Raw genomic sequence first — 18,433 nt, 5'->3', positions numbered from 1 at the left:
AGGTAGGGGTACGGGATTCGAATACCCAGCGGAGCAACCACGCCCCATGTTCCTTCAGATTAAGGACAACGTTCTTTTTATTCTCACGCACCTGCGTTTGCAGGACTTGTTGGACATGATCCTCGTTTGGGTCGTGGTCTACCGGGTGCTGATCCTGATTCGTAAAACCGGCACAATCCAGATGCTCTCCGGTCTCGGCGTCCTCGCGATTCTTTACATCGCCTCGATCGGTCTTGAGCTCTACACCTTCAACTGGATTCTCGAGAAATTCTTCTCAAATCTTTTCGTCATCGTCGTGATCCTGTTCCAAGGCGAGATCCGTCGCGCGCTCGCGCAGATCGGTTCGAATCCCTTCTTCTCGGATGTCAGCGGCGCGCAGGAAACCCAGGTCGTCGAAGAGATCGTGAAGTCCGCCTTCCAGATGGCCGAGCGGGGTTACGGCGCTTTGATCGTGCTCGAACGCGACATCATGATCGACTACCACATCGAGTTCGGAACCGAAGTCGACTCCAAAGTTTCGTCGGAGCTTTTGTGTTCGGTCTTTCACCCGACGAGCCCCATGCATGACGGCGCGGTCTTGATCCGCGGGGGGAAGATTCATTCGGCGGGGAACTTCTTGCCGCTCAGTAAAAATCCCGTCCTCGATAAGAACTTGGGGACGCGTCACCGCGCGGCCATAGGGCTCACGGAAGAAACCGACGCGATCGTCATCATCGTCAGCGAAGAGAATCGCAACGTGGGCTTGGTTCAAGGGGGCCACCTGACGACGATGGAAGATTCCAATCGTCTACGTAAAGCGCTCTACGGCGTCTTCGGCTTGAAGTTCCGTAAGACCGAGGAGTTCGCGTGAAACCCAGGATGCGCGCTTTTTTCACCGAAAATCTGAGTTACAAGATGGTGTCGCTGTTCATCGCGCTCATCTTGTGGATCACGATCCTGGGGCGTCGGGATTTCGTGGTTGCCAAAAAAGTCGACATCGAGCTGATCCCGCCGCCGGGCTACTCCGTCGTTTTTCAGTCCGTGGACACCATCAAAATCAAAGTTTCGGGACCAAGAACGGCGCTTCGCCGTTTTATTGAAAATGGCGTCAGCCAAATCGTCACATTGGACTTGAGTTCCAAGGGCCCGGGCCGCTATGAAGTCGAGATCCCGCGCGGACGAGTCGATGTGCCTTTCGGCGTAAAGCTGGTCACCCTTCAGCCCGAGCGGATCGAAGTGCAGATCGAAAAGAAGTGAGTGCACGGTAGAAAAAAGTGAGGACCTGATTTTGAGCAGCGACGCGAAGACCACCGAAAAAAAATCCAAGTTGTTCGGCACGGACGGAATTCGTGGCACCGCGAACGTCTTCCCCATGGTTCCCGAAACCGTGATCCGGATCGGGCAGGCCATCGGCTACCTCCTGCAAAAAGAAACGAATCCGTGGTCGTCACGGGATAAAAAGGTCGTCATCGGTAAAGACACCCGTTTGTCGGGTTACATGATCGAGCAGGCGCTGGCGTCGGGACTGAACTCGATGGGCGTGCACGTGCAGCTCGTGGGGCCGCTGCCGACACCGGGGATCGGCTTTCTGACCCGCAATATGCGGGCGTCGGCGGGGATCGTGATCTCGGCTTCGCACAACGCTTTTCAAGATAACGGCATCAAAATTTTCGGCGCGGATGGCTTCAAACTGAACGAGGACATGGAGCGCGAAATCGAGCGCCTGGTCCAAGGCGAGGACTTTCAGAAGCTGATGCCGCCTTCTCCGCAGATCGGACGTACGCGCCGGATCGACGATGCCCAAGGCCGTTACATCGTCTTCGTGAAAAACACGTTCCCGCTCGAGCAGACCCTCGATGGTCTGCGCATCGTTTTGGATACGGCGAACGGCGCGGCTTACAAAGTCGCGCCCGCCATCTTTGAAGAGCTCGGCGCGGAAGTTATCCAGCTGGGCGACAATCCGAACGGGACGAACATCAACGATAAGGTGGGCGCGCTTCATCCGGCGAAGCTCGCCGAAGCGGTTTTGGAATTCCGCGCGGATCTCGGTATCTCGCTCGACGGCGATGCGGATCGGGTGATCCTGGTCGATGAAAAAGGGCATATCATGAACGGGGATCACATCCTCGGGATCTGCGCTCTGCACATGAAAAAGAAGGGGCTCCTCAAGGGGAACACCCTCGTGACGACCCAGATGGCGAACTTCGGGTTGGAGCGCAAAATGACCGAAGCCGGCATCAAGGTCGTCAAGACCGGGGTCGGTGACAAATACGTCGTCGAAGAAATGCGGCGCAACGGTTTCAATCTGGGCGGGGAGTCTTCGGGACATATCATCTTTTCGGATCACGTGACGACCGGGGACGGTTGCGTCGCCGCGCTCAGTGTTTTGTCCGTTATGCGCGAGACTGGCGCCAAGATGTCCGAACTCAACCGGATCGTCGAAGACGTTCCCCAGGTGCTGGTGAACTTGCGCGTGAAACGACGCCAGGACCTCGACTCCATCCCGGGTTATAAGGAGCTCGTGAAGGCCACGAGCGACGACCTGAAGGGTGAAGGGCGCGTCTTCGTGCGCTTCTCGGGAACCGAGCCGCTCGTGCGGGTCATGATCGAGGGCCCGGATCAGGCGCGGATCACCGTCATGGCCGAAAAGATCGCCGGCTTCTTGGAAAAACACCTCGGCGAATAGCCCTCGCGTCTGGGGCCGCCCGCGCGGCAGCCTTTGCTATCGCGCGGATTTCGCGGTACGAGGGGCTTATGAAAAAGAGCCCCCGCATCCGTCTCGGAGTGAACATCGATCACGGCGCGACCCTGCGCCAAGTCCGCGGCGGTAAAACGCCCTATCCCGATCTGCTCAACCTGGCGCGCTTGTCCGTGAAAAACGGCGCCGAACAGATCACCATTCACTTGCGCGAAGACCGCCGTCATATTCAAGATCGCGACGTCACCCGGATCTGCAAAGCGCGGCCGGCACTCATCAATCTCGAAATGGCGGTGACCCGTGAGATGATGAAGATCGCGCTGAAGGAAAAGCCCGACTGGGTTTGCCTCGTCCCCGAAAAACGCCAAGAGCTGACGACCGAAGGCGGACTCGACGTCATCCGCGCGGAAAAAGAGCTCGCGGTCATGATCCCAAAACTTCAAGCGATCGGCATCGAGGTCTCGCTTTTCATCGAGGCGGACCCCGCGCAGGTGAAGATGGCGGCCATCCTGGGCGCCGAAGCGATCGAGCTGCACACGGGGCACTGGTGTGAATCCGTACAGGCGGGCCGCAAAGCCGAAGCGAACCGCGCGTGGAAACGCCTGGTCCGCGCGGCCGAGATCGGCGACGCTTTGGGCCTTTCGGTGCACGCGGGGCACGGTCTCGATTACGCCACGACGCAAACGATCCGCCGGCTTCCGTATCTGAAGGAAGTGAACATTGGCCACTCGCTCATCTGCTACGCGCTGGAAGAGGGGCTGGGCCCCGCGGTGAAAAAAATGCGCCGGATCCTCGACGGAAAACGTCCATGAGTTTTCACCCCTTGCCGGATCTCGCGGCCCTACGCGGTTTCGCAAATGAGTGCGCGGCGGCGCTTGCGCCGGGCACCGTCTTGCGGCTGATCGGTCCCATGGGGGCGGGGAAGACCACCTTCACGCGCTTTCTGCTGGAGTCTTTGGGGGTGCGGGACGTGGCTTCGCCGACCTACGCGCTTCATCACGCCTATCCGGGTGGTGGTATTTTCACGCACGTCGATCATTGGGATCTTTACCGCGTGAAGGAGGAGTCCGAGCTCGACGCCGCGGGATTTTGGGAGATGTTGGAAGACGCCGCGGGGCTGACCGTGATCGAGTGGCCCGAGATGATTCCGCTTTCGCATTTTCCGCGTGATCGCCGGATCGTGACCTTAGAGTTTGCGGCAGAGCCTCGCGGGGTTCGTCGGGTGGACGATTCTTCGCGCTGATTACGTTCTCGATTTTCGCTTGGCGAACGCCGCCGGTCCGCCTTATCGTTGGGGAACGGGGTGGTGGCGAAGATGGTTTATTGGCTCGGCGAGTTTCTTTCGCAGTATTACGGACCCTTTCGGCTTTTGACGTCGCATTTGTTCTTGAGTGGACTCAGCGTCTTTTTCTGCTTTCTATTGAGTTTTTATTTGCTGCCCCGTTTGATGAACAAACTTCCGCGGGATCGCGGTCGCAGTCACGCGGTTCAGGGCGCGGTCGCCGCCGGAAAGCCCACCGGCGCGGGCGTCATTTTCGTGAGCCTCTTCATCCTGATCGAGATTTTGTTTTTACCCTGGTCGATCGAAGTGCTCGGGGTGCTGGCGCTCACGTTCGGTGCGATGCTTTCGGGATGGCTGGACGATAAATCGGTCACCTCGTGGGGCGAGTACAAAAAAGGTTTGATCGATCTGCTGCTCGCAGTGGCGGCGGCCTTGGTTCTGAGCGGATTTCAGGACGTCCCGATTTGGTTGCCGTTCACCTCGGGGCTTTTTTTGGTTCCCCTTTGGCTTTTCATTCCGCTGGCGACCGTTTTATTGTGGGCGACGATCAACTCGACCAATTGCTCAGATGGTGTTGACGGCCTCTCCGGAACGTTGACCGCTTTCGCTTTCACGAGTCTGGGTTCGCTCCTTTATTTCATCATCGGTCACCGCGAGATCGCGCAGTATCTTCTCATTCCGCACGATGCGGACGGCGCGACCTTCGGGATGATGGCGTTTTCCATGGTGGGCTGCATCCTGGGATACCTCTGGTACAACGCGAATCCGTCGATTCTGCTGATGGGCGATGCGGGTTCGCGCGCGCTCGGATTCTTGCTGGGGGTCTTCGTCATCAAATCGGGAAATCCGTTTTGTATTCTGATCGTTTCGGCGGTTTTGATGGTGAACGGCGGGACCGGTCTGGTGAAAGTTGCGATCATGCGGTTTTTCAAAGTCGCCTTTTTGAAGAACGTCCGTTTTCCGCTGCACGATCACGTTCGTCACAACAAAGGCTGGTCCAATACGCAGGTGCTCGTGCGCTTCGCGCTCATTCAGGTGATGATCACCATGACGCTTCTGATTTTTCTGATTAAAATCCGTTAGCCGGCTTTGGATTTCGGATTCGCGGGCGCCGCCGGCCAGTTGCGCACCAGATTCTCGGCGAGCGCTTCCACCGCTTGCAGTCCCGCTTTGCCGGCCGCTTGCGCGGAGCCGAAGGCGATAACGAAGCCCATGATGTTCGCGCCCGACAAGACCGGGGCGACCGTCAGATGCTCGGGATAATTCCCTTTATTCCAGGATTGGAAAAACTGGTCGAGGTAGGGGCTATTGATCAAATAGCCGTGGTACGACTTTTCGGTACGGGTCACGATCCGGAACGGAGAAGGCGTACTGAGTGAAAAATCCCGTTCGGATTCGGGCGTCGCGAACTCGGGTTTGGAGCTCGCGATCACGCGCAGTGAATTTCCCGCTTTGCTGGCGAGCAGAGCGGCGGTGAACGTGGGCGGCAGTCCCGCGAGCATCGCTTTCGTCTCGGCGGTGACTTTCAAACCGTGGAACGTCACGCTCGCTTCGACGGGAGCCTCGGGGGTCGCCGGGCTCGGTGCCGCGGCGACGGCGGCGGATGCGGCCGCCGGGGGCGGTGCGGTCTTCGGAGTGGATGCGGGCTTCACGTCTTGATGCGGAGGAGCTTTCGGCGCGGCCGCCACGGGCGGACGTCCGCGGTCCACGGCGGCCGGGGGCGGATCGAGTTTCGACATGCCCGCGGTCGCCGGAGCGCTTGCGGGAATGGGCGGAGTCTTCGCCTTGGGAACGCCTTGCGGAATTTTTGCGGGCGCGCCGTCATCCGGTGCGCGTTGCAGGCTCGAGATCGTGACCTGCGAAGCGCCGGTATTCGTCGTCGAGAAGTTCTCGATCCCCGCGAATTCGTCCGGGACTTCGACTTTCGCGACGGGCTTGACGTCGCTTGCGAACTCGAAGCCTTCGGGGGCGCCGTCCATTTCCGATTCATCAACGGCCGGGGTCAGCCCTTCATCGCCGTCGGCGGCGGCCGGAGTTTCCTCGGCATCGGGGAAACCTCCGGTCAGATCCAGGGACTCTTCGCTCGCGTTGATTTCCGCGACGGGGGCGGCGTCGGCCGTTTCAAGAAATTCGGCGGGATTGAACTCGGGAATCTCGGGCAGCGGCGCGCTCGGCGGGGGCGTCGCTTCCATGGCCGGCGGGAACGCTTTCCCGGATGCGGCGGGCAGCTCGAATTCATCCGAAGGCAGTCGCGGCATCTCGACCGGGGGACTGGTGTCCTCGTTCATCTCGATGGGGATGCGCGGTTGGGTTGAATCTTCGAAGTGCATCGAGCGCGGCTCCGAGTCGAAAGGGTTCGACTCGGGGGCGACGGTCTCGGCGGGATGCCAACCTTGCCAGAGCGCGCGCAGGTCCGCGGCGTCGGCCTGAAGCAGGACCCAGTTTTCGGGCCAGGTGCTCATCATTTCCGAGATGGCGGCCGGATTGACGGCGGCGATATAGACATGCCTTTCCCAGGCGTAAACGGGCAAAACCTCTTCGTTCCAAGGGAATGAGCCCAGGTGAAGTTCGAAGAACTCCCGGCTTGGCGGATGGTCCGTGAAAAATTGCGATTGCAGTTGCGCCCAGTTCACGTTTTCTTTATCGGCTAAGCGCCCTGAAAGCTTGCGGATTTAGGTGAGGAAAAGCCGGGCGATTGACCTTGTCCTAGGTCGGGCATTGTGCTATGTCCCATCCACTTAAAGACGGGCGAAATGCAAGAATTTTCAAAAGTTTACCTCGATTTCAATGCCACCACCCCGCTGTCGGAACGCGTGCAAAAAAAGCTGACCGAAACTTTGGCGGTTTGGGGCAATCCCAGTTCGATTCACTGGGCCGGTCGAGAGATCAAACAAAAGCTCCGTGAGGCGCGGCAAAATATCGCGCTCGCGCTCGGGGCCAGTCCGCTGGAACTCATCTTCACGAGCGGCGCCACCGAGTCCAGTAACACCGTCATTCAGGGCGTGTTCGCGATGCTCAAGGCGAACGAACTCCCGGCACCGCTGCAAGGTCGCGACGAGTTCATCACCACCGACGTCGAGCACCCGAGCATCGCGAAGACCTTCCAGATGATCGAGACGTGGGGCGCGAAAGTGCACCGCATTTCCGTCAATCGCGAAGGCGTCTTCGATCTTGAGGCTTTCTCGAAAGTGGTCGGACCGAAAACGCTTCTCGTTTCGGCGATGTTCGCGAACAACGAAACCGGAAATCTGTTGCCGCTCTCCGAGATCGTCGCGCGCGCGAAAGCGGCGGGCGCGCTCGTGCACACCGACGCCGTGCAGGCCCTGGGAAAGGCGAAGCTTCACTTAGGCGAAATGGGCGTCGACTACGCTTCGCTTTCGGGACATAAATTCTACGCGCTGAAGGGGACGGGGCTTTTGTACGTGAAGCGTGGCAGTCCCTACCGTCCGCTGATCTACGGCGGAGCGCAGGAACGCCAGCGTCGCGGCGGCACCGAAAACACTTTGGGGCAGATCGCATTCGGCGAAGCCGTGAAGGATCTGGTGAAACTTGAAACCGAAGTGCCGCGCATCCGCGAATTGCGCGATCACATGGAAGCGCGCATCTTGAATGAGATCACGCAAGTCACGCGCACGGGCGCGGGCAGCTGCCGGTTGAACAACACCTCGAGCCTCGTCTTGAAAGGCGTCGACGGAGAAACATTGCTGATGAGTTTGGACCTGAAAGGTTTCGCCGTCTCCACCGGCGCCGCGTGTTCCAGCGGCAGTCCCGAGCCCAGTCCCGTGCTGCTCGCCATGGGGCTCACGCGCGCGGAAGCGCAGAACTCGCTCCGGGTCAGTCTGGGCTGGACGACGACGCGGGAGCAGGTCGACGCGTTTGTCGATACGTTGAAAGAGGTCGTCCGTCATTTGCGTCAGATCGCCACCGAAAGCGCTTCGGCGTCGGGCGAAGGAGTCTCGGTATGAGTAAAGGTCGTGTGCTGGTCGCGATGAGCGGCGGGGTCGACAGCTCGGTCGCCGCAAGTCTCTTGGTGGATCAAGGTTATGAGGTCATCGGCGCAACCATGCAGGTTTGGGATTACTCGAACTGCGACATCGAAGAGGGGAACGGCACCTGCTGTTCGTCGCTCGATGTGGATGATGCGCGCTCGGTGGCGGATCATCTGGGCATTCCGTTTTACGTTCTGAACTGCGAAACGCAGTTCAAGGAAGCGGTCATCGATCCTTTCGTGCAGGGATATCTGAACGGTAAAACGCCGCTCCCTTGCGTGAACTGCAACACCTTCCTGAAGTTCGATCACCTGGTGCGCAAAATGAAAGAGCTCGAGTGCGATTATCTCTCGACCGGGCACTACGCGCAGATCCGCACGAACGCGAAGGGTGAGCCCGAGCTCGTGACCAGCGAGGACTCGTGGAAGGATCAAACTTACTTCCTGTTCACCATGGAAAAAACGCTTCTGCCGAAGCTTCTTTTCCCGGTGGGCGGCATGAATAAACCCGAAGTCCGAAAATACGCGGAAGAGCGCGGGCTCGTGGTCGCGCGCAAAAAAGACTCCACCGGCATTTGTTTCGTCGGCAATCAGGGCTACGACAATTTCATCAAAACCCAGGTCGCGGGTTCGGTCCTGAAGAATCTGCGCGGGGATCTGCGCCGCTATCCGAGCGGCGAGGTCATGGGCCAGCACGACGGCATTCATCATTACACCTACGGTCAGTCGAAGGGTTTGGGCCTCGACCACCACGAAAAGATGTTCGTTCTGAAAATCGATGCGGACACCAAGACCGTTTGGATCGGCGAAGAGAAACATCTTTTCGCGTCGTCCTTGCAGATGGAACGCACGCACTGGCTGCAGGATTTCGAAGAGGGGGAGACCCTCAACGTGAAGATCCGTTACCAGCACCGTGGAAGTCCGGGACGGGTGATCAAGGACAAAGACGGACGCGCGCGCATCGAGTTCGATGAACCCCAACGCGCGATCACGCCCGGACAGGCGGCGGTCATCTATCGCGGTCAGGCTCTGGTCGGCGGGGGATGGATTCAGCAATGAAGTTCAAGCTCCATAGCTTCGGCTGCAAAGTGAACACCTATGATTCGGGCCTGATCCAGAAAAATCTGGCGGGTCAGGGGTTCACCACAGTTGATGGCGCGCGCTCCGCCACGACTGAAGACGAGCCCCGTATCCACATCCTGAACACCTGCGCGGTCACGGCCGAGGCGACCAAAGAAGCGGTTCGCCTGATTCGCAAACTGAAAGCGCGCGATCCGCTGGCGACGGTCGTCGTCACGGGCTGCGCGGCCCAGGTGGACACGGGTTCTTTCGAAAATTTGCCGGGCGCCGATCTGGTCGTCGCCAATTCGCACAAAGGGGATCTGCCCCGCATCCTCGATCAGCACTTCAAGGGCACATTGCCCGCGCGCGTTTTGAAGTCGAACATCTTCCGCAAAGACGATCTGGAAGCGGGCGGGGGGCTGGAAGAAAATCACTCGCGCGCCTTTCTGAAAATCCAGGACGGCTGCAACTCGTTCTGCAGCTACTGCATCATTCCCTACGCCCGTGGGAAAAGCCGCTCGATCCCGATCAAAGACCTCGTCGCGCGCGTGAACGAGCTGACGAAGCTGGGATTTGAAGAGGTGGTCCTGACGGGCGTACACATCGGTGACTACGAAGATGTGCAGGCGAAAGAGCCGCGCAAACTCGAAGACCTTGTGGAAAACGTGCTGAAGTACACGAAGATCCCGCGCATCCGTTTGACGAGTCTCGAGCCCGTCGAAGTCAGCGAACGCCTTCTGGAACTTTATGTTTCGGACGTTCGTCTATGTCGTCACTTTCACATGTCGATTCAAAGCGGCAGCACCGCGGTGCTGAAGGATATGAAGCGCCACTACGGCGAAAAAGAAGTGCGCGAGTCGCTGGCGCGTATCCGTGAGCGCCTTCCTGACGCCTTCATCGGTATGGACGTCATCGCGGGCTTCCCGACCGAAACGGAAGAACTCTTTGAAGAGACCTACCGTACGCTGAACGAAACGCCGTGGACGCGGCTGCACGTCTTCCCCTACAGCGAACGCAAAGGGACCCGCGCCGAGACCTTCAAACAAATCCCGAACGAAGTCCGTAAGGCCCGCGCGCGTCGCCTGCGTGAATTGAGCTTGGCGCGTTTTCGCGAAGAGGCCGACAAGCAGCTGGGGTTGCGCAAAGAGGTTCTGCTCTTGAAGGATCGTAAACCCGAAAACGATTCGCGTCTGGGACTTTCACGCGACTACTGGAATATCCTGATCGACGGCATGAGTGGCGGTGAGGCCGACGCACCCGGGGAAATCCCGGTCGAGATCACGGGCTACCGTTTCGATCAAAGTCCGCGTATGGAAGGTGTTCTGCTGGGGCGTCCGGTCGGGGGACGTCTGTGATGGGCATCGAAAATCTTCTTCAAGGCTTCGGGATCCGGTTTCAGAATGCGGAGCTTCTGCAGAAAGCGCTCACGCATAAAAGCTTCGGCGTGAAGCCCGAGACCCACAACGAGAAGCTCGAGTTCCTGGGGGATGCGGTCTTGGATCTCGCCCTCGCGGATTTGCTGATGAAGCGCTTTCCGGATAATGACGAAGGTCGTCTTTCGAAAAAGCGGGCGAGCCTCGTGAATGAAAAAAGTCTGGCCGCCGTCGCGAGCTCTTTGAAGTTGGGCGACCATCTGCGGTTGGGGAAAAGCGAATTGCAAAGCCAGGGAGCGCTGAAGCCGCGGCTCTTGGCCAGCACCCTCGAGGCGCTCATGGGCGCCGTGTACCTCGATCAGGGCTTCGAGAAAACGCGCGAGCTCGTCTTTCGCCTTTTCGACGCGCTCTTGGCGAATGATGACGTCACCGAGGATTTTCGTTCTGATTATAAAACCCGTTTCCAAGAGGCCGTCCAGGCCCGCGACAAAGTGACCCCGGTTTACAAACTGACATCCGAGGACGGTCCGCCCCACGCGCGCCGTTTCACGGTGCGGGTTGAAACGGATGGTCGCGTTTGGGCGGAGGCCGAGGGCTCAAGTAAAAAAGCCGCCGAACAAGAGGCCGCCCGCGCGGCCTTAGCGGTTCTAGAGTCCGAGGCGCATCCCGTTCCGGAAGAAGAGAAAGAGAGTCGAAAATCATGAGTTACCGTGCTGGCTACTGCGGACTGATCGGTCTTCCCAATGCGGGAAAATCCAGCCTGATGAATTGGCTGTGTAAAGAGAAGCTATCTATCGTCACCGCGAAGCCGCAAACCACGCGTCGCCGCGTGCTGGGGCTGTGGAGTAGTGAGCAATCGCAAGTCGTCTTCGTCGATGCTCCGGGCTTGATCCGCAGCGAGGGCGGTCTGAACGCCTTTTTGCAAAAGGAAGCCGAAGACGTGATCGCAAATAGCGACGCGCTTCTTTTCGTGCTGAACGTGGATCAGAAAGAAAAAGACAATATCGAAAACGTGATCAAGCTCGCGCTCACGACGACAAAGCCGAAGGCCTTCGTCGTGCAGAAGATTGACATCATCGCTTTGGATCACCGTCGCACGATGATCAAGGGCTTGATCCGCGAGCATGTGCCGGACGCCACGATTTTTGAGGTCTCGACCGAGCCGGGGCGTGATTCGGACGATCCCGAAGCGATCCGTCAGTGGGCGCTCAAAAACATGCCCGAAGCGAAGGCCCCGCTGTACGACCCCGAGTTCTCGACGCCCCATACGACACGCGAATTGGCGGTGGAGTTCGTGCGCGAGAAGTGTTTCGAAAACCTCGAACAAGAGATCCCTTTCGGAATCGCCGTGCGGATCATGAAGTACGAAGAAACTGGCGATCTCGATAAAATCACGGCCGAGATCCTGGTCTCGCGCGAATCCCACAAGGCGATCGTGATCGGTAAAGGCGCCACTAAAATCAAAGAGATCGGCACCCAAGCGCGCAAGGCCATGGAAAAGGCATTCGACCGCAAGATCTTTCTCGAGCTGCACGTCAGCGTCCAAGAGGGCTGGGAGAAAAACCCGCGCCTCATGAAGGAGTTCGGTTATGTCGTTGAATGAGTCCTTCCGCCTGGACACAAAGAAAGTCGCGATCGTCGGTCGTCCCAACGTGGGGAAATCCACGCTGTTCAACCTGTTGACCGAAACGCGCAAAGCGGTCGTGAAGGATCAGCGCGGGGTCACGCGCGATCTGATCGTTGAAACCGCGGAGCTCTGGGGAAAAGAATTCGATCTGATCGATACGGGCGGACTGACGGAAAGCCCCGACCTGGTCTCGAAGCTTATTCGTGAGCAGGTCGTCGACTTCCTGGATAGCGTGGATTTGATTCTGTTGGTGATGGACGGCCGCGACGGTCTCGTGCCTGAAGATCGTGACGTGGTCCGCATCGTGCTCGAAACCGGCAAGCCCTTCTGCCTTGTCGTGAACAAGGTGGATCGCGAGCATGACCAGGACATGAAGATCGCCGAGTTCTTCGAGTTCGGCGTGGATGTCGTGGCGACGTCTTTCGAGTCCCGTCGCAATTTGTCGCCGATGCTCGAGTGGCTCGATCGCCATTTGCCCGCGCCGACCGAACAGAACGTGGTGCAGGGGATGACGCTCGCGATGGTCGGTAAACCCAATGCCGGGAAGTCGTCGTTGGTGAATCGCCTGTTGGGTGAAAACCGCATGCTCGTCAGCGAAATCGCAGGCACGACCGTCGACGCGGTGGATACGCCGTTCACCTATAACGGGAAGAAATTCATCCTGATCGATACGGCGGGTTTGCGTAAAAGCGCGCGCCGGGATGAAGACCTCGAGATCATCGCCGCTTTCAAATCCCACGATTCGATCCGCAAGGCCGATGTCGTGATGCTGGTCGTGGACGCGACCTTGGGTCCGTCGGATCAGGATGCGCGCATTCTGCAAAGCATTCTCGAGGATCACAAAGCGGTTCTTTTGGTCGCGAACAAAGCCGATCTGGGCGAGGGCGAAGCCGAATTCAAAGAGAAGTTCCGCGCCCAGTGCCATCAGGTCTTCCACTTCTACCGGGATCTGCCGATCGTTTTCACCTCGGCCGTGACCGGCAAAGGGATGCGCGATCTGCTCGAGGGGATTGAGTGGATGCACGAGAAGATGAATATGCGCATCTCGACGCGCGAGCTGAATGATTTCTTCTTCGAGACCATCCGTAAAGCGCCGAGCCCCGTCTACGGCGTGCACAACGTGAAGTTCTACTACCTCACGCAAACGCAGCAAAAACCGCCGGCCTTCATCGCCTTTGCGAATCATCCGGACGGCGTCGACAATGCGTACCGCCGTTTCTTGATCAACAACATGAAGGAGCGCTTCGACCTGCAGGGCGTGCCGATCCGGATCTTCGTCATGAAGTCCCGCGGAAAGGGTGAATGACGCCCAAGCGGATGAAGTGGCGTACGCGCTACGGATTTTACCTTGCCGCCATCGGCTCGGCCTTCGGGCTGGGGAACCTGTGGCGCTTCCCGTACATCGTCAGTGAAAATGGCGGCGGGGCCTTCGTGCTTTTGTACGTGCTCTTGGCGATGAGTCTGGGGCTGCCGATCCTGATCGCCGAGCTCATCCTGGGGCAAAGTCAGCGTCAACCCGTGATCGCGGCCACGCGCTCCCTCAAGATGCGCGAAGGCGGGCGCAGCTTCCGTTGGGTGGGCCGCATCTGCTTCGGCCTCGCGCTTTTGGTTTTATCCTATTACGCGGTCATCAGCGGCTGGGTTCTTTACTTTGTGGTCCAGTTCCTGTCCGAGGCCTTCGTGCCCCGCGGGCCCGATCAGGTCATGAGTTTGAGCGCTTTGACCGACAGCGGTTTTCTGCAGATCGGTCTGGCCTCGGTTCACCTGATCATCTGCACCGCGGTCATCGCGCGCGGGGTGCATGAGGGGATCGAGCGTTGGATCGGCAGCATGATGCCGGTTTTCGGTGTGCTGCTCGTCTTTCTGCTTTGGCAGAGTTTGAGCCTGCCCACGGCGACCGAAGCCTTCCGGTTTTTGTTTTACCCGAACTTCTCGGCGTTGACCTGGAACTCGTTGGGACATGCCATCGGGCATGTCTGCTTCACGTTGGGCGTGGGTTTAGGGACGATGGTGACTTTCGGTAGCTATCTGCTCGAAAAGAAAAACATCCCCGCCGTGGGTTACCGCGTGGCGCTGATGGATACGAGCTTTTCGCTCATCGCGGGTCTGGTGATCATCCCGATCGCGCTGGCGGTTTCGAACGTTCCGCTCAACGATCCCAGTCTGCTTTTCCAATCGCTACCCGGATTTTTGCAAAACCGCAGTGGCGGGGTCTTGTTCGGTTTGGGCTTTTTCGTCTGTCTGTACCTGGCGGCCCTCGGCGGAAGTTTGGGGTTGATGGAGGTCATCGTCTCGAACGCGAAAGAGGTCTTCCGGGTTTCGCGTTTGTTCGCAAGTTGGCTTTCGGGCTCTATCGTGCTGCTCTTTTCGGTGGTGCCGGCGGTGCTGGGCTCCATGCGCAAAGAGGACTCCTCGCGTTCGGTTCTGGAAAACCTCGACGCCATTTTGATCAACTGGCTTTTGCCGCTGACGTGTCTTTTCGTTTGCGTGGCGATCGCGAAGGGGATGAAACGCTCCGAGATCGAAGCGAACTTCAAGGGGGAGGGCGCCAGCGCCGAAACCCAATCGCTCTTTTCCCATTGGTACTTCGCGCTCAAGTGGGGGATTCCCGGCTTGATTCTTTTGGGGCTGGCACTGCAGGTCGTGGGACTTTTCCGTTAGAAATTGAAACTGCCCCACTAACGTGTGGCAGGAGATGAATGACTGGAAGGGCGCAGAAATTGCGCCCTTCGTCGTTCATGATCCTCAAATGCCCGTATTGTCATATTCAAAGACAAAAAGAGTTCGCCTCCCGGACGATTCGTCGCTGGGGTTTTTATCGTCGTAAGTCCGATGGCCAGATTCTGGTCCGATACCGATGCTTTCGCTGCGGAAAATCCTTCTCTGCCGCGACTTCCAGTCCGCTTTACTCTCAGAAAAAACGCACCTACAACCGCCGTGTGGTTCGACTTATGACCGCCGGCGTAAGTCAGCGAAAGGCCGCCAAGCTACTTCGTTTAAACGCGAAGACCGTGATTCGGAAGTTCCGCTTCGCGGGGGCTTTGGCGCGGGAAGAGAATCGTCGTTGGAACCTGCAGTTCCCGCTTTCTGAAAAGGTGCAGTTCGATGATATGGAAACCTTTGAGCACACGAAGTTAAAACCCATTTCAATCACGCTTGCGGTCGAGGAAGAGTCACGCCGGATCTTAGGTATAGAATGCTCCTCGATGCCCGCGAAGGGGGGCTTGGCTCATCTGTCTCGCAAGAAGTACGGACCTCGGGTGGACGGAAGGTCGCCAGCTCGAGTGAAAATGTTTGAGGGGCTGAAAGAGCTGGTGAACCCATTTGCAACCTTCACCTCGGATTCCAATCCCCACTATCCCAAAGATCTCAGGCGCGTCTTTCCGAAGGCCACTCATAAAACGGTGAAGGGTGGTAGAGCTGCGGTCGTGGGCCAGGGGGAATTGAAGAAGCTGAAATATGACCCGATCTTCTCTTTGAATCACACCTGCGCGATGATCCGGGACAACATCAAACGTCTTTCACGCAAAACATGGTGCACGACGAAGCGGATGCCTCAGTTGCAGATCAATCTGGAGCTTTACGCCCTTGAGCATAACCGGAGGCTTGCAACACCATAAGGGGGCAGTTTCTTAGAAATTCGAGCCCAGTAGGAATACGATGTCGAACGAGTCCCCGTTGACCTTCGTGCTGGTCGTGATCTGTGACTGCGGCAGGACGACGTTTTTATTCTCGTCCTTGAAGTTGAAATAGCGATAGACGCCCTGAATGCCGATGAAGTTCTTCTTACGCATGATCGGGATCTCGATCCCGCCGCCGAGGGAAAGCCCCATCGTTGCGTCACGTCCGCCGCCGGTGTCGCCGGTGATCGAGATCGTGCGGTAAACCTGCGCGAGGCCCCCGATGACGTAGGGATTCAAATCCGCAAGCCCGCGGGTCACGTTCTGCGAAGTCAGAAAGTATTTGTAGTCGAGGCTGATGATCGTGAAGCTGACGTTCCCCGCGATGCGCTCGGACGGATGCGACAGATCGAAGGCATGATCGCCGGTCAAAAAACCGAATTGCGCGGCTGTGCGCAGATCGAAAAAGTAAGACATGAAAAGGCCGTAGGTGGGGTTACTGGAGTAAACCTTCGCCATGTTTTCGGTGAATCCACGAAGGCCGCCGCCGAACCCGATCGTGAAGAAACGACCGTGACGGAAGAAGTTGATGTCCGCTTCTTCCTCGGATGCTTCATCAAATTCCGAATAGTCCGCGAAGGGATCGTAGGCATCCTCGCCGTCGTACTGCGCGTAGCTGAACACGGGTAAACACAGAGTCAAAAGTAGGACGAGCGCGCGGAATTTCCCCATGTCCCAAGTATCGGATATTTACCGCGAGGGAGCAAAGCCTCGCCTCGACGGAGGTCGGGCGGGGGCTGGATTCGAATGAAACGTCCCGCAATGAGACATCCCGGGAACCGGCGCCGGAAAAGTGAGCGACGCGAGCGGGCGGGCCCCGAAAAGCCATGGAATTGCGGTCAATTTTAGCTAGGTTCGACGGGATGTTTCTGAGCGGACTGCGGATCGATCGTCCTCCTTTCCTCAAATCACAAACCGACGCCCTTCAGTGGCTGTCGCGAGCTTATCTGCGCGCGAATCCGCAAACGACGGGGCTTGATCGTTTTTTGGAGCGGGTCGCTTGCCGCCCGCCGCACATCGAGTCCCGCGCGCATTACTCACCCGCCTTCATGGGCGCCGGTGACGCCGAACTTTTCCCCGAGGTCGAGGGGCATCCCGGTGCGGGAACGAAACTCCGTATGGAGGTCTTTGCGCGTGAGTCCCGTGTCATGCTCGATCAGCTCCTTCAGCCTACGTCGACTCTGGCCCCGCATCTTTTGCACGTGACCTGCACCGGGTACGTCGCGCCGTCGCCGGCGGAACTTCATGTTCTCGAGCGCGGGGCCGCGGCCGCGACGACGGTGACGCATCTTTATCATATGGGCTGTTACGCCGCGATTCCGGCCCTGCGGGTGGCGCAGGGACTGACCGCGCGCGGGCAGGATGTGGACGTCATTCATACGGAGCTCTGCACTCTGCATCTCCGGCCCAAGGATCCCACGCCCGAGCGCATGGTGATCGAATCGCTTTTCGCCGATGGGGGCGCCACGTACCGCTTAAGCGCTCAGGCGCCCGATGAACCGCACTTCGAAGTCCTCTCGGTTCGTCAGGAGCTGTTACCGGACAGCGCGGGCTTGATGGCCTGGGTGATCTCGGAAAACGGCATGGATATGAGTCTTAAAAAAGAAGTGCCCAAACATATTCAGCTCCACTTGCGTGATTTTCAGCTGCGGTGGCTGAAAGAGCTGGGTCTTTCGCTTTCCGAATTTCAAGCTTCGAGCTTCGCGGTCCATCCCGGCGGTCCGCGCATCATCGATCAGGTGAAAGAAACGCTGGAACTTCCCGAGGAAAAACTCACGCATTCGCGACGGGTTTTGCGCGAGCGCGGGAATATGAGCTCGGCGACGCTTCCGCAGATCTGGACCGCGATGTTGAATGAAATTCCCGACGGCGAGCGGGTCTTCAGTTACGCTTTCGGTCCGGGACTCACGGTGGCGGCGGCCCTCCTGCAGAAGCGGGGGCGTCCGTGACCGATTTTCGTAAAGACCGCGAGATCGTGAATAACGCCTACTACGACGACCTCAAAGACCGCTGGCTTACGGCGGAAGATGATCCCGTCGCGCTCTTGCGGCAAGAGGGCGCCTTCCGCGCGAAGTGGGTGCGCGAAGTCTTGGCCGGTCGTCGTCACGAGGTTTTGGATATCGGCTGCGGCGCCGGATTTTTGCTGAAAAGTCTATTGGACGCCGGTCATACGGTGACCGGCTTGGATGCATCGGGAGCGAGCCTTGAGGTCGCGGGTCGCCTGACCGCGGGCCGCGCGCGGCTGGTGGAGGGGGACGCCTACCGTTTGCCGTTTTCTGATGCGAGTTTCGATGCGGTGACGTGCATGGATTTTCTGGAGCATGTCTCGGAACCGGCAAAGGTTGTCGCCGAGGCCGCCCGGGTTTTGAAGCCCGGCGGGGTCTTTTTTTACCATACTTTCAACCGCAATCCGGTCGCGCACTTGATCGTCATCAAGGGCGTGGAGTGGTTCGTGAAAAACACGCCGAAGGACCTTCACGTGATCGAACTTTTCATCAAACCCCGGGAGCTGCGGGCTTGGATGGAGTCCGAGGGCCTCGAGCCCGTGGAAGAGCGGGGACTGCGGCCCGTGTTTCTACAGTGGGCGTTCTGGAGGATGATTTTCACGGGGCATGTCGGTCCCGACTTCCGTTTCACCTGGGAGCGGGGGCGTTTGACCGGATATACGGGTTTCGCCCGGAAAAAGGCCTGAATCCGGGCTCTATTTGACCCCTTTCTCGCGGCGCGAAAGCCCGGAAAGCCGG

18 protein-coding genes are annotated in these 18,433 nt (G+C 58.5%); 16 read left to right on the top strand and 2 right to left on the bottom strand.

Annotated elements, in window-relative coordinates; all coding sequences use genetic code 11:
* Positions 1-46: 46 nt before the first annotated feature.
* The 6 genes from cdaA (at position 47) to KF767_11085 (ending at position 5,042) form a co-directional block, all read left to right on the top strand.
* Positions 47-850 carry a diadenylate cyclase CdaA gene (cdaA, locus tag KF767_11110; protein MBX3018432.1) on the top strand — a complete coding sequence of 268 codons (804 nt, stop codon included), beginning with the start codon at positions 47-49 and terminating at the stop codon, positions 848-850.
* A gap of 8 nt (positions 851-858) precedes the next feature.
* Positions 859-1,236 carry a hypothetical protein gene (locus KF767_11105; protein MBX3018431.1) on the top strand — a complete coding sequence of 126 codons (378 nt, stop codon included), beginning with the start codon at positions 859-861 and terminating at the stop codon, positions 1,234-1,236.
* Between the two features lie 31 nt (positions 1,237-1,267).
* Positions 1,268-2,665 carry a phosphoglucosamine mutase gene (locus KF767_11100; GenBank protein MBX3018430.1) on the top strand — a complete coding sequence of 466 codons (1,398 nt, stop codon included), beginning with the start codon at positions 1,268-1,270 and terminating at the stop codon, positions 2,663-2,665.
* A 68-nt stretch (positions 2,666-2,733) separates the two neighbouring features.
* Positions 2,734-3,489: a pyridoxine 5'-phosphate synthase gene (locus KF767_11095; protein ID MBX3018429.1), complete on the top strand. Its 756-nt coding sequence runs from the start codon at positions 2,734-2,736 to the stop codon at positions 3,487-3,489.
* Positions 3,486-3,920 (top strand): tRNA (adenosine(37)-N6)-threonylcarbamoyltransferase complex ATPase subunit type 1 TsaE, encoded by a 435-nt coding sequence (gene tsaE, locus KF767_11090; protein ID MBX3018428.1) that lies wholly within the window; start codon positions 3,486-3,488, stop codon positions 3,918-3,920. Before KF767_11095 ends, tsaE begins: the two co-directional genes overlap by 4 nt.
* 63 nt (positions 3,921-3,983) lie before the next feature.
* Positions 3,984-5,042, top strand: a complete 1,059-nt coding sequence (locus tag KF767_11085; GenBank protein MBX3018427.1) for a hypothetical protein — start codon at positions 3,984-3,986, stop codon at positions 5,040-5,042.
* Here the strand turns inward: KF767_11085 and KF767_11080 are convergent.
* A complete protein-coding gene (locus KF767_11080) occupies positions 5,039-6,592 on the bottom strand; it encodes a hypothetical protein (protein ID MBX3018426.1) in 1,554 nt (517 codons plus the stop codon). The genes KF767_11085 and KF767_11080 overlap by 4 nt on opposite strands.
* Positions 6,593-6,712: 120 nt before the next feature.
* Here KF767_11080 and KF767_11075 point away from each other — a divergent pair, with 120 nt between their 5' ends.
* The 8 genes from KF767_11075 to KF767_11040 all read left to right on the top strand — a co-directional run bounded on the left by KF767_11075 (position 6,713) and on the right by KF767_11040 (position 15,629).
* Positions 6,713-7,924, top strand: coding sequence for a cysteine desulfurase (locus KF767_11075; protein ID MBX3018425.1), 1,212 nt, complete (start codon positions 6,713-6,715; stop codon positions 7,922-7,924).
* A 23-nt stretch (positions 7,925-7,947) separates the two neighbouring features.
* Positions 7,948-9,006: a tRNA 2-thiouridine(34) synthase MnmA gene (gene mnmA / locus KF767_11070; protein MBX3018424.1), complete on the top strand. Its 1,059-nt coding sequence runs from the start codon at positions 7,948-7,950 to the stop codon at positions 9,004-9,006.
* Positions 9,003-10,364, top strand: coding sequence for a tRNA (N(6)-L-threonylcarbamoyladenosine(37)-C(2))-methylthiotransferase MtaB (gene mtaB, locus KF767_11065; protein ID MBX3018423.1), 1,362 nt, complete (start codon positions 9,003-9,005; stop codon positions 10,362-10,364). The genes mnmA and mtaB overlap by 4 nt, the downstream gene beginning before the upstream one ends.
* Positions 10,364-11,086 carry a ribonuclease III gene (gene rnc / locus KF767_11060; protein ID MBX3018422.1) on the top strand — a complete coding sequence of 241 codons (723 nt, stop codon included), beginning with the start codon at positions 10,364-10,366 and terminating at the stop codon, positions 11,084-11,086. Before mtaB ends, rnc begins: the two co-directional genes overlap by 1 nt.
* Positions 11,083-11,985 carry a GTPase Era gene (gene era, locus KF767_11055; GenBank protein ID MBX3018421.1) on the top strand — a complete coding sequence of 301 codons (903 nt, stop codon included), beginning with the start codon at positions 11,083-11,085 and terminating at the stop codon, positions 11,983-11,985. The genes rnc and era overlap by 4 nt, the downstream gene beginning before the upstream one ends.
* The gene (gene der / locus KF767_11050; protein MBX3018420.1) at positions 11,978-13,315 is read left to right on the top strand and encodes a ribosome biogenesis GTPase Der; all 1,338 of its coding nucleotides are present in this window, start codon (positions 11,978-11,980) and stop codon (positions 13,313-13,315) included. The genes era and der overlap by 8 nt, the downstream gene beginning before the upstream one ends.
* Complete coding sequence (locus tag KF767_11045; protein ID MBX3018419.1) at positions 13,312-14,670, top strand: sodium-dependent transporter; 1,359 nt, start codon at positions 13,312-13,314, stop codon at positions 14,668-14,670. The genes der and KF767_11045 overlap by 4 nt, the downstream gene beginning before the upstream one ends.
* A gap of 77 nt (positions 14,671-14,747) precedes the next feature.
* The gene (locus tag KF767_11040) at positions 14,748-15,629 is read left to right on the top strand and encodes an IS1 family transposase (protein ID MBX3018418.1); all 882 of its coding nucleotides are present in this window, start codon (positions 14,748-14,750) and stop codon (positions 15,627-15,629) included.
* A gap of 12 nt (positions 15,630-15,641) precedes the next feature.
* Here KF767_11040 and KF767_11035 read toward each other — a convergent pair whose 3' ends face one another.
* Complete coding sequence (locus KF767_11035) at positions 15,642-16,361, bottom strand: outer membrane beta-barrel protein (protein MBX3018417.1); 720 nt, start codon at positions 16,359-16,361, stop codon at positions 15,642-15,644.
* A gap of 191 nt (positions 16,362-16,552) precedes the next feature.
* Here KF767_11035 and KF767_11030 point away from each other — a divergent pair, with 191 nt between their 5' ends.
* Positions 16,553-17,638, top strand: coding sequence for a naringenin-chalcone synthase (locus KF767_11030; protein MBX3018416.1), 1,086 nt, complete (start codon positions 16,553-16,555; stop codon positions 17,636-17,638).
* Positions 17,635-18,381: a bifunctional 2-polyprenyl-6-hydroxyphenol methylase/3-demethylubiquinol 3-O-methyltransferase UbiG gene (gene ubiG, locus KF767_11025; protein ID MBX3018415.1), complete on the top strand. Its 747-nt coding sequence runs from the start codon at positions 17,635-17,637 to the stop codon at positions 18,379-18,381. The genes KF767_11030 and ubiG overlap by 4 nt, the downstream gene beginning before the upstream one ends.
* Positions 18,382-18,433 lie beyond the last annotated feature (52 nt).

Source organism: Pseudobdellovibrionaceae bacterium, assembly GCA_019637875.1.
In the GTDB taxonomy this organism is placed as follows: Bacteria; Bdellovibrionota; Bdellovibrionia; order Bdellovibrionales; family Bdellovibrionaceae; genus JAHBUW01.
The sequence above is the reverse complement of the archived record's forward strand: the minus strand, read 5'-3'. Positions and strand labels throughout refer to the sequence as shown.

Coding starts and splice junctions, on each gene's coding strand:
- cdaA (MBX3018432.1), top strand. CDS start 47: ATGTTCCTTCAGATTAAGGACAACGTTCTTTTTATTCTCACGCACCTG.
- KF767_11105 (MBX3018431.1), top strand. CDS start 859: ATGCGCGCTTTTTTCACCGAAAATCTGAGTTACAAGATGGTGTCGCTG.
- KF767_11095 (MBX3018429.1), top strand. CDS start 2,734: ATGAAAAAGAGCCCCCGCATCCGTCTCGGAGTGAACATCGATCACGGC.
- tsaE (MBX3018428.1), top strand. CDS start 3,486: ATGAGTTTTCACCCCTTGCCGGATCTCGCGGCCCTACGCGGTTTCGCA.
- KF767_11075 (MBX3018425.1), top strand. CDS start 6,713: ATGCAAGAATTTTCAAAAGTTTACCTCGATTTCAATGCCACCACCCCG.
- mnmA (MBX3018424.1), top strand. CDS start 7,948: ATGAGCGGCGGGGTCGACAGCTCGGTCGCCGCAAGTCTCTTGGTGGAT.
- mtaB (MBX3018423.1), top strand. CDS start 9,003: ATGAAGTTCAAGCTCCATAGCTTCGGCTGCAAAGTGAACACCTATGAT.
- rnc (MBX3018422.1), top strand. CDS start 10,364: ATGGGCATCGAAAATCTTCTTCAAGGCTTCGGGATCCGGTTTCAGAAT.
- era (MBX3018421.1), top strand. CDS start 11,083: ATGAGTTACCGTGCTGGCTACTGCGGACTGATCGGTCTTCCCAATGCG.
- KF767_11045 (MBX3018419.1), top strand. CDS start 13,312: ATGACGCCCAAGCGGATGAAGTGGCGTACGCGCTACGGATTTTACCTT.
- KF767_11040 (MBX3018418.1), top strand. CDS start 14,748: ATGATCCTCAAATGCCCGTATTGTCATATTCAAAGACAAAAAGAGTTC.
- KF767_11035 (MBX3018417.1), bottom strand. CDS start 16,361: ATGGGGAAATTCCGCGCGCTCGTCCTACTTTTGACTCTGTGTTTACCC.
- KF767_11030 (MBX3018416.1), top strand. CDS start 16,553: ATGTTTCTGAGCGGACTGCGGATCGATCGTCCTCCTTTCCTCAAATCA.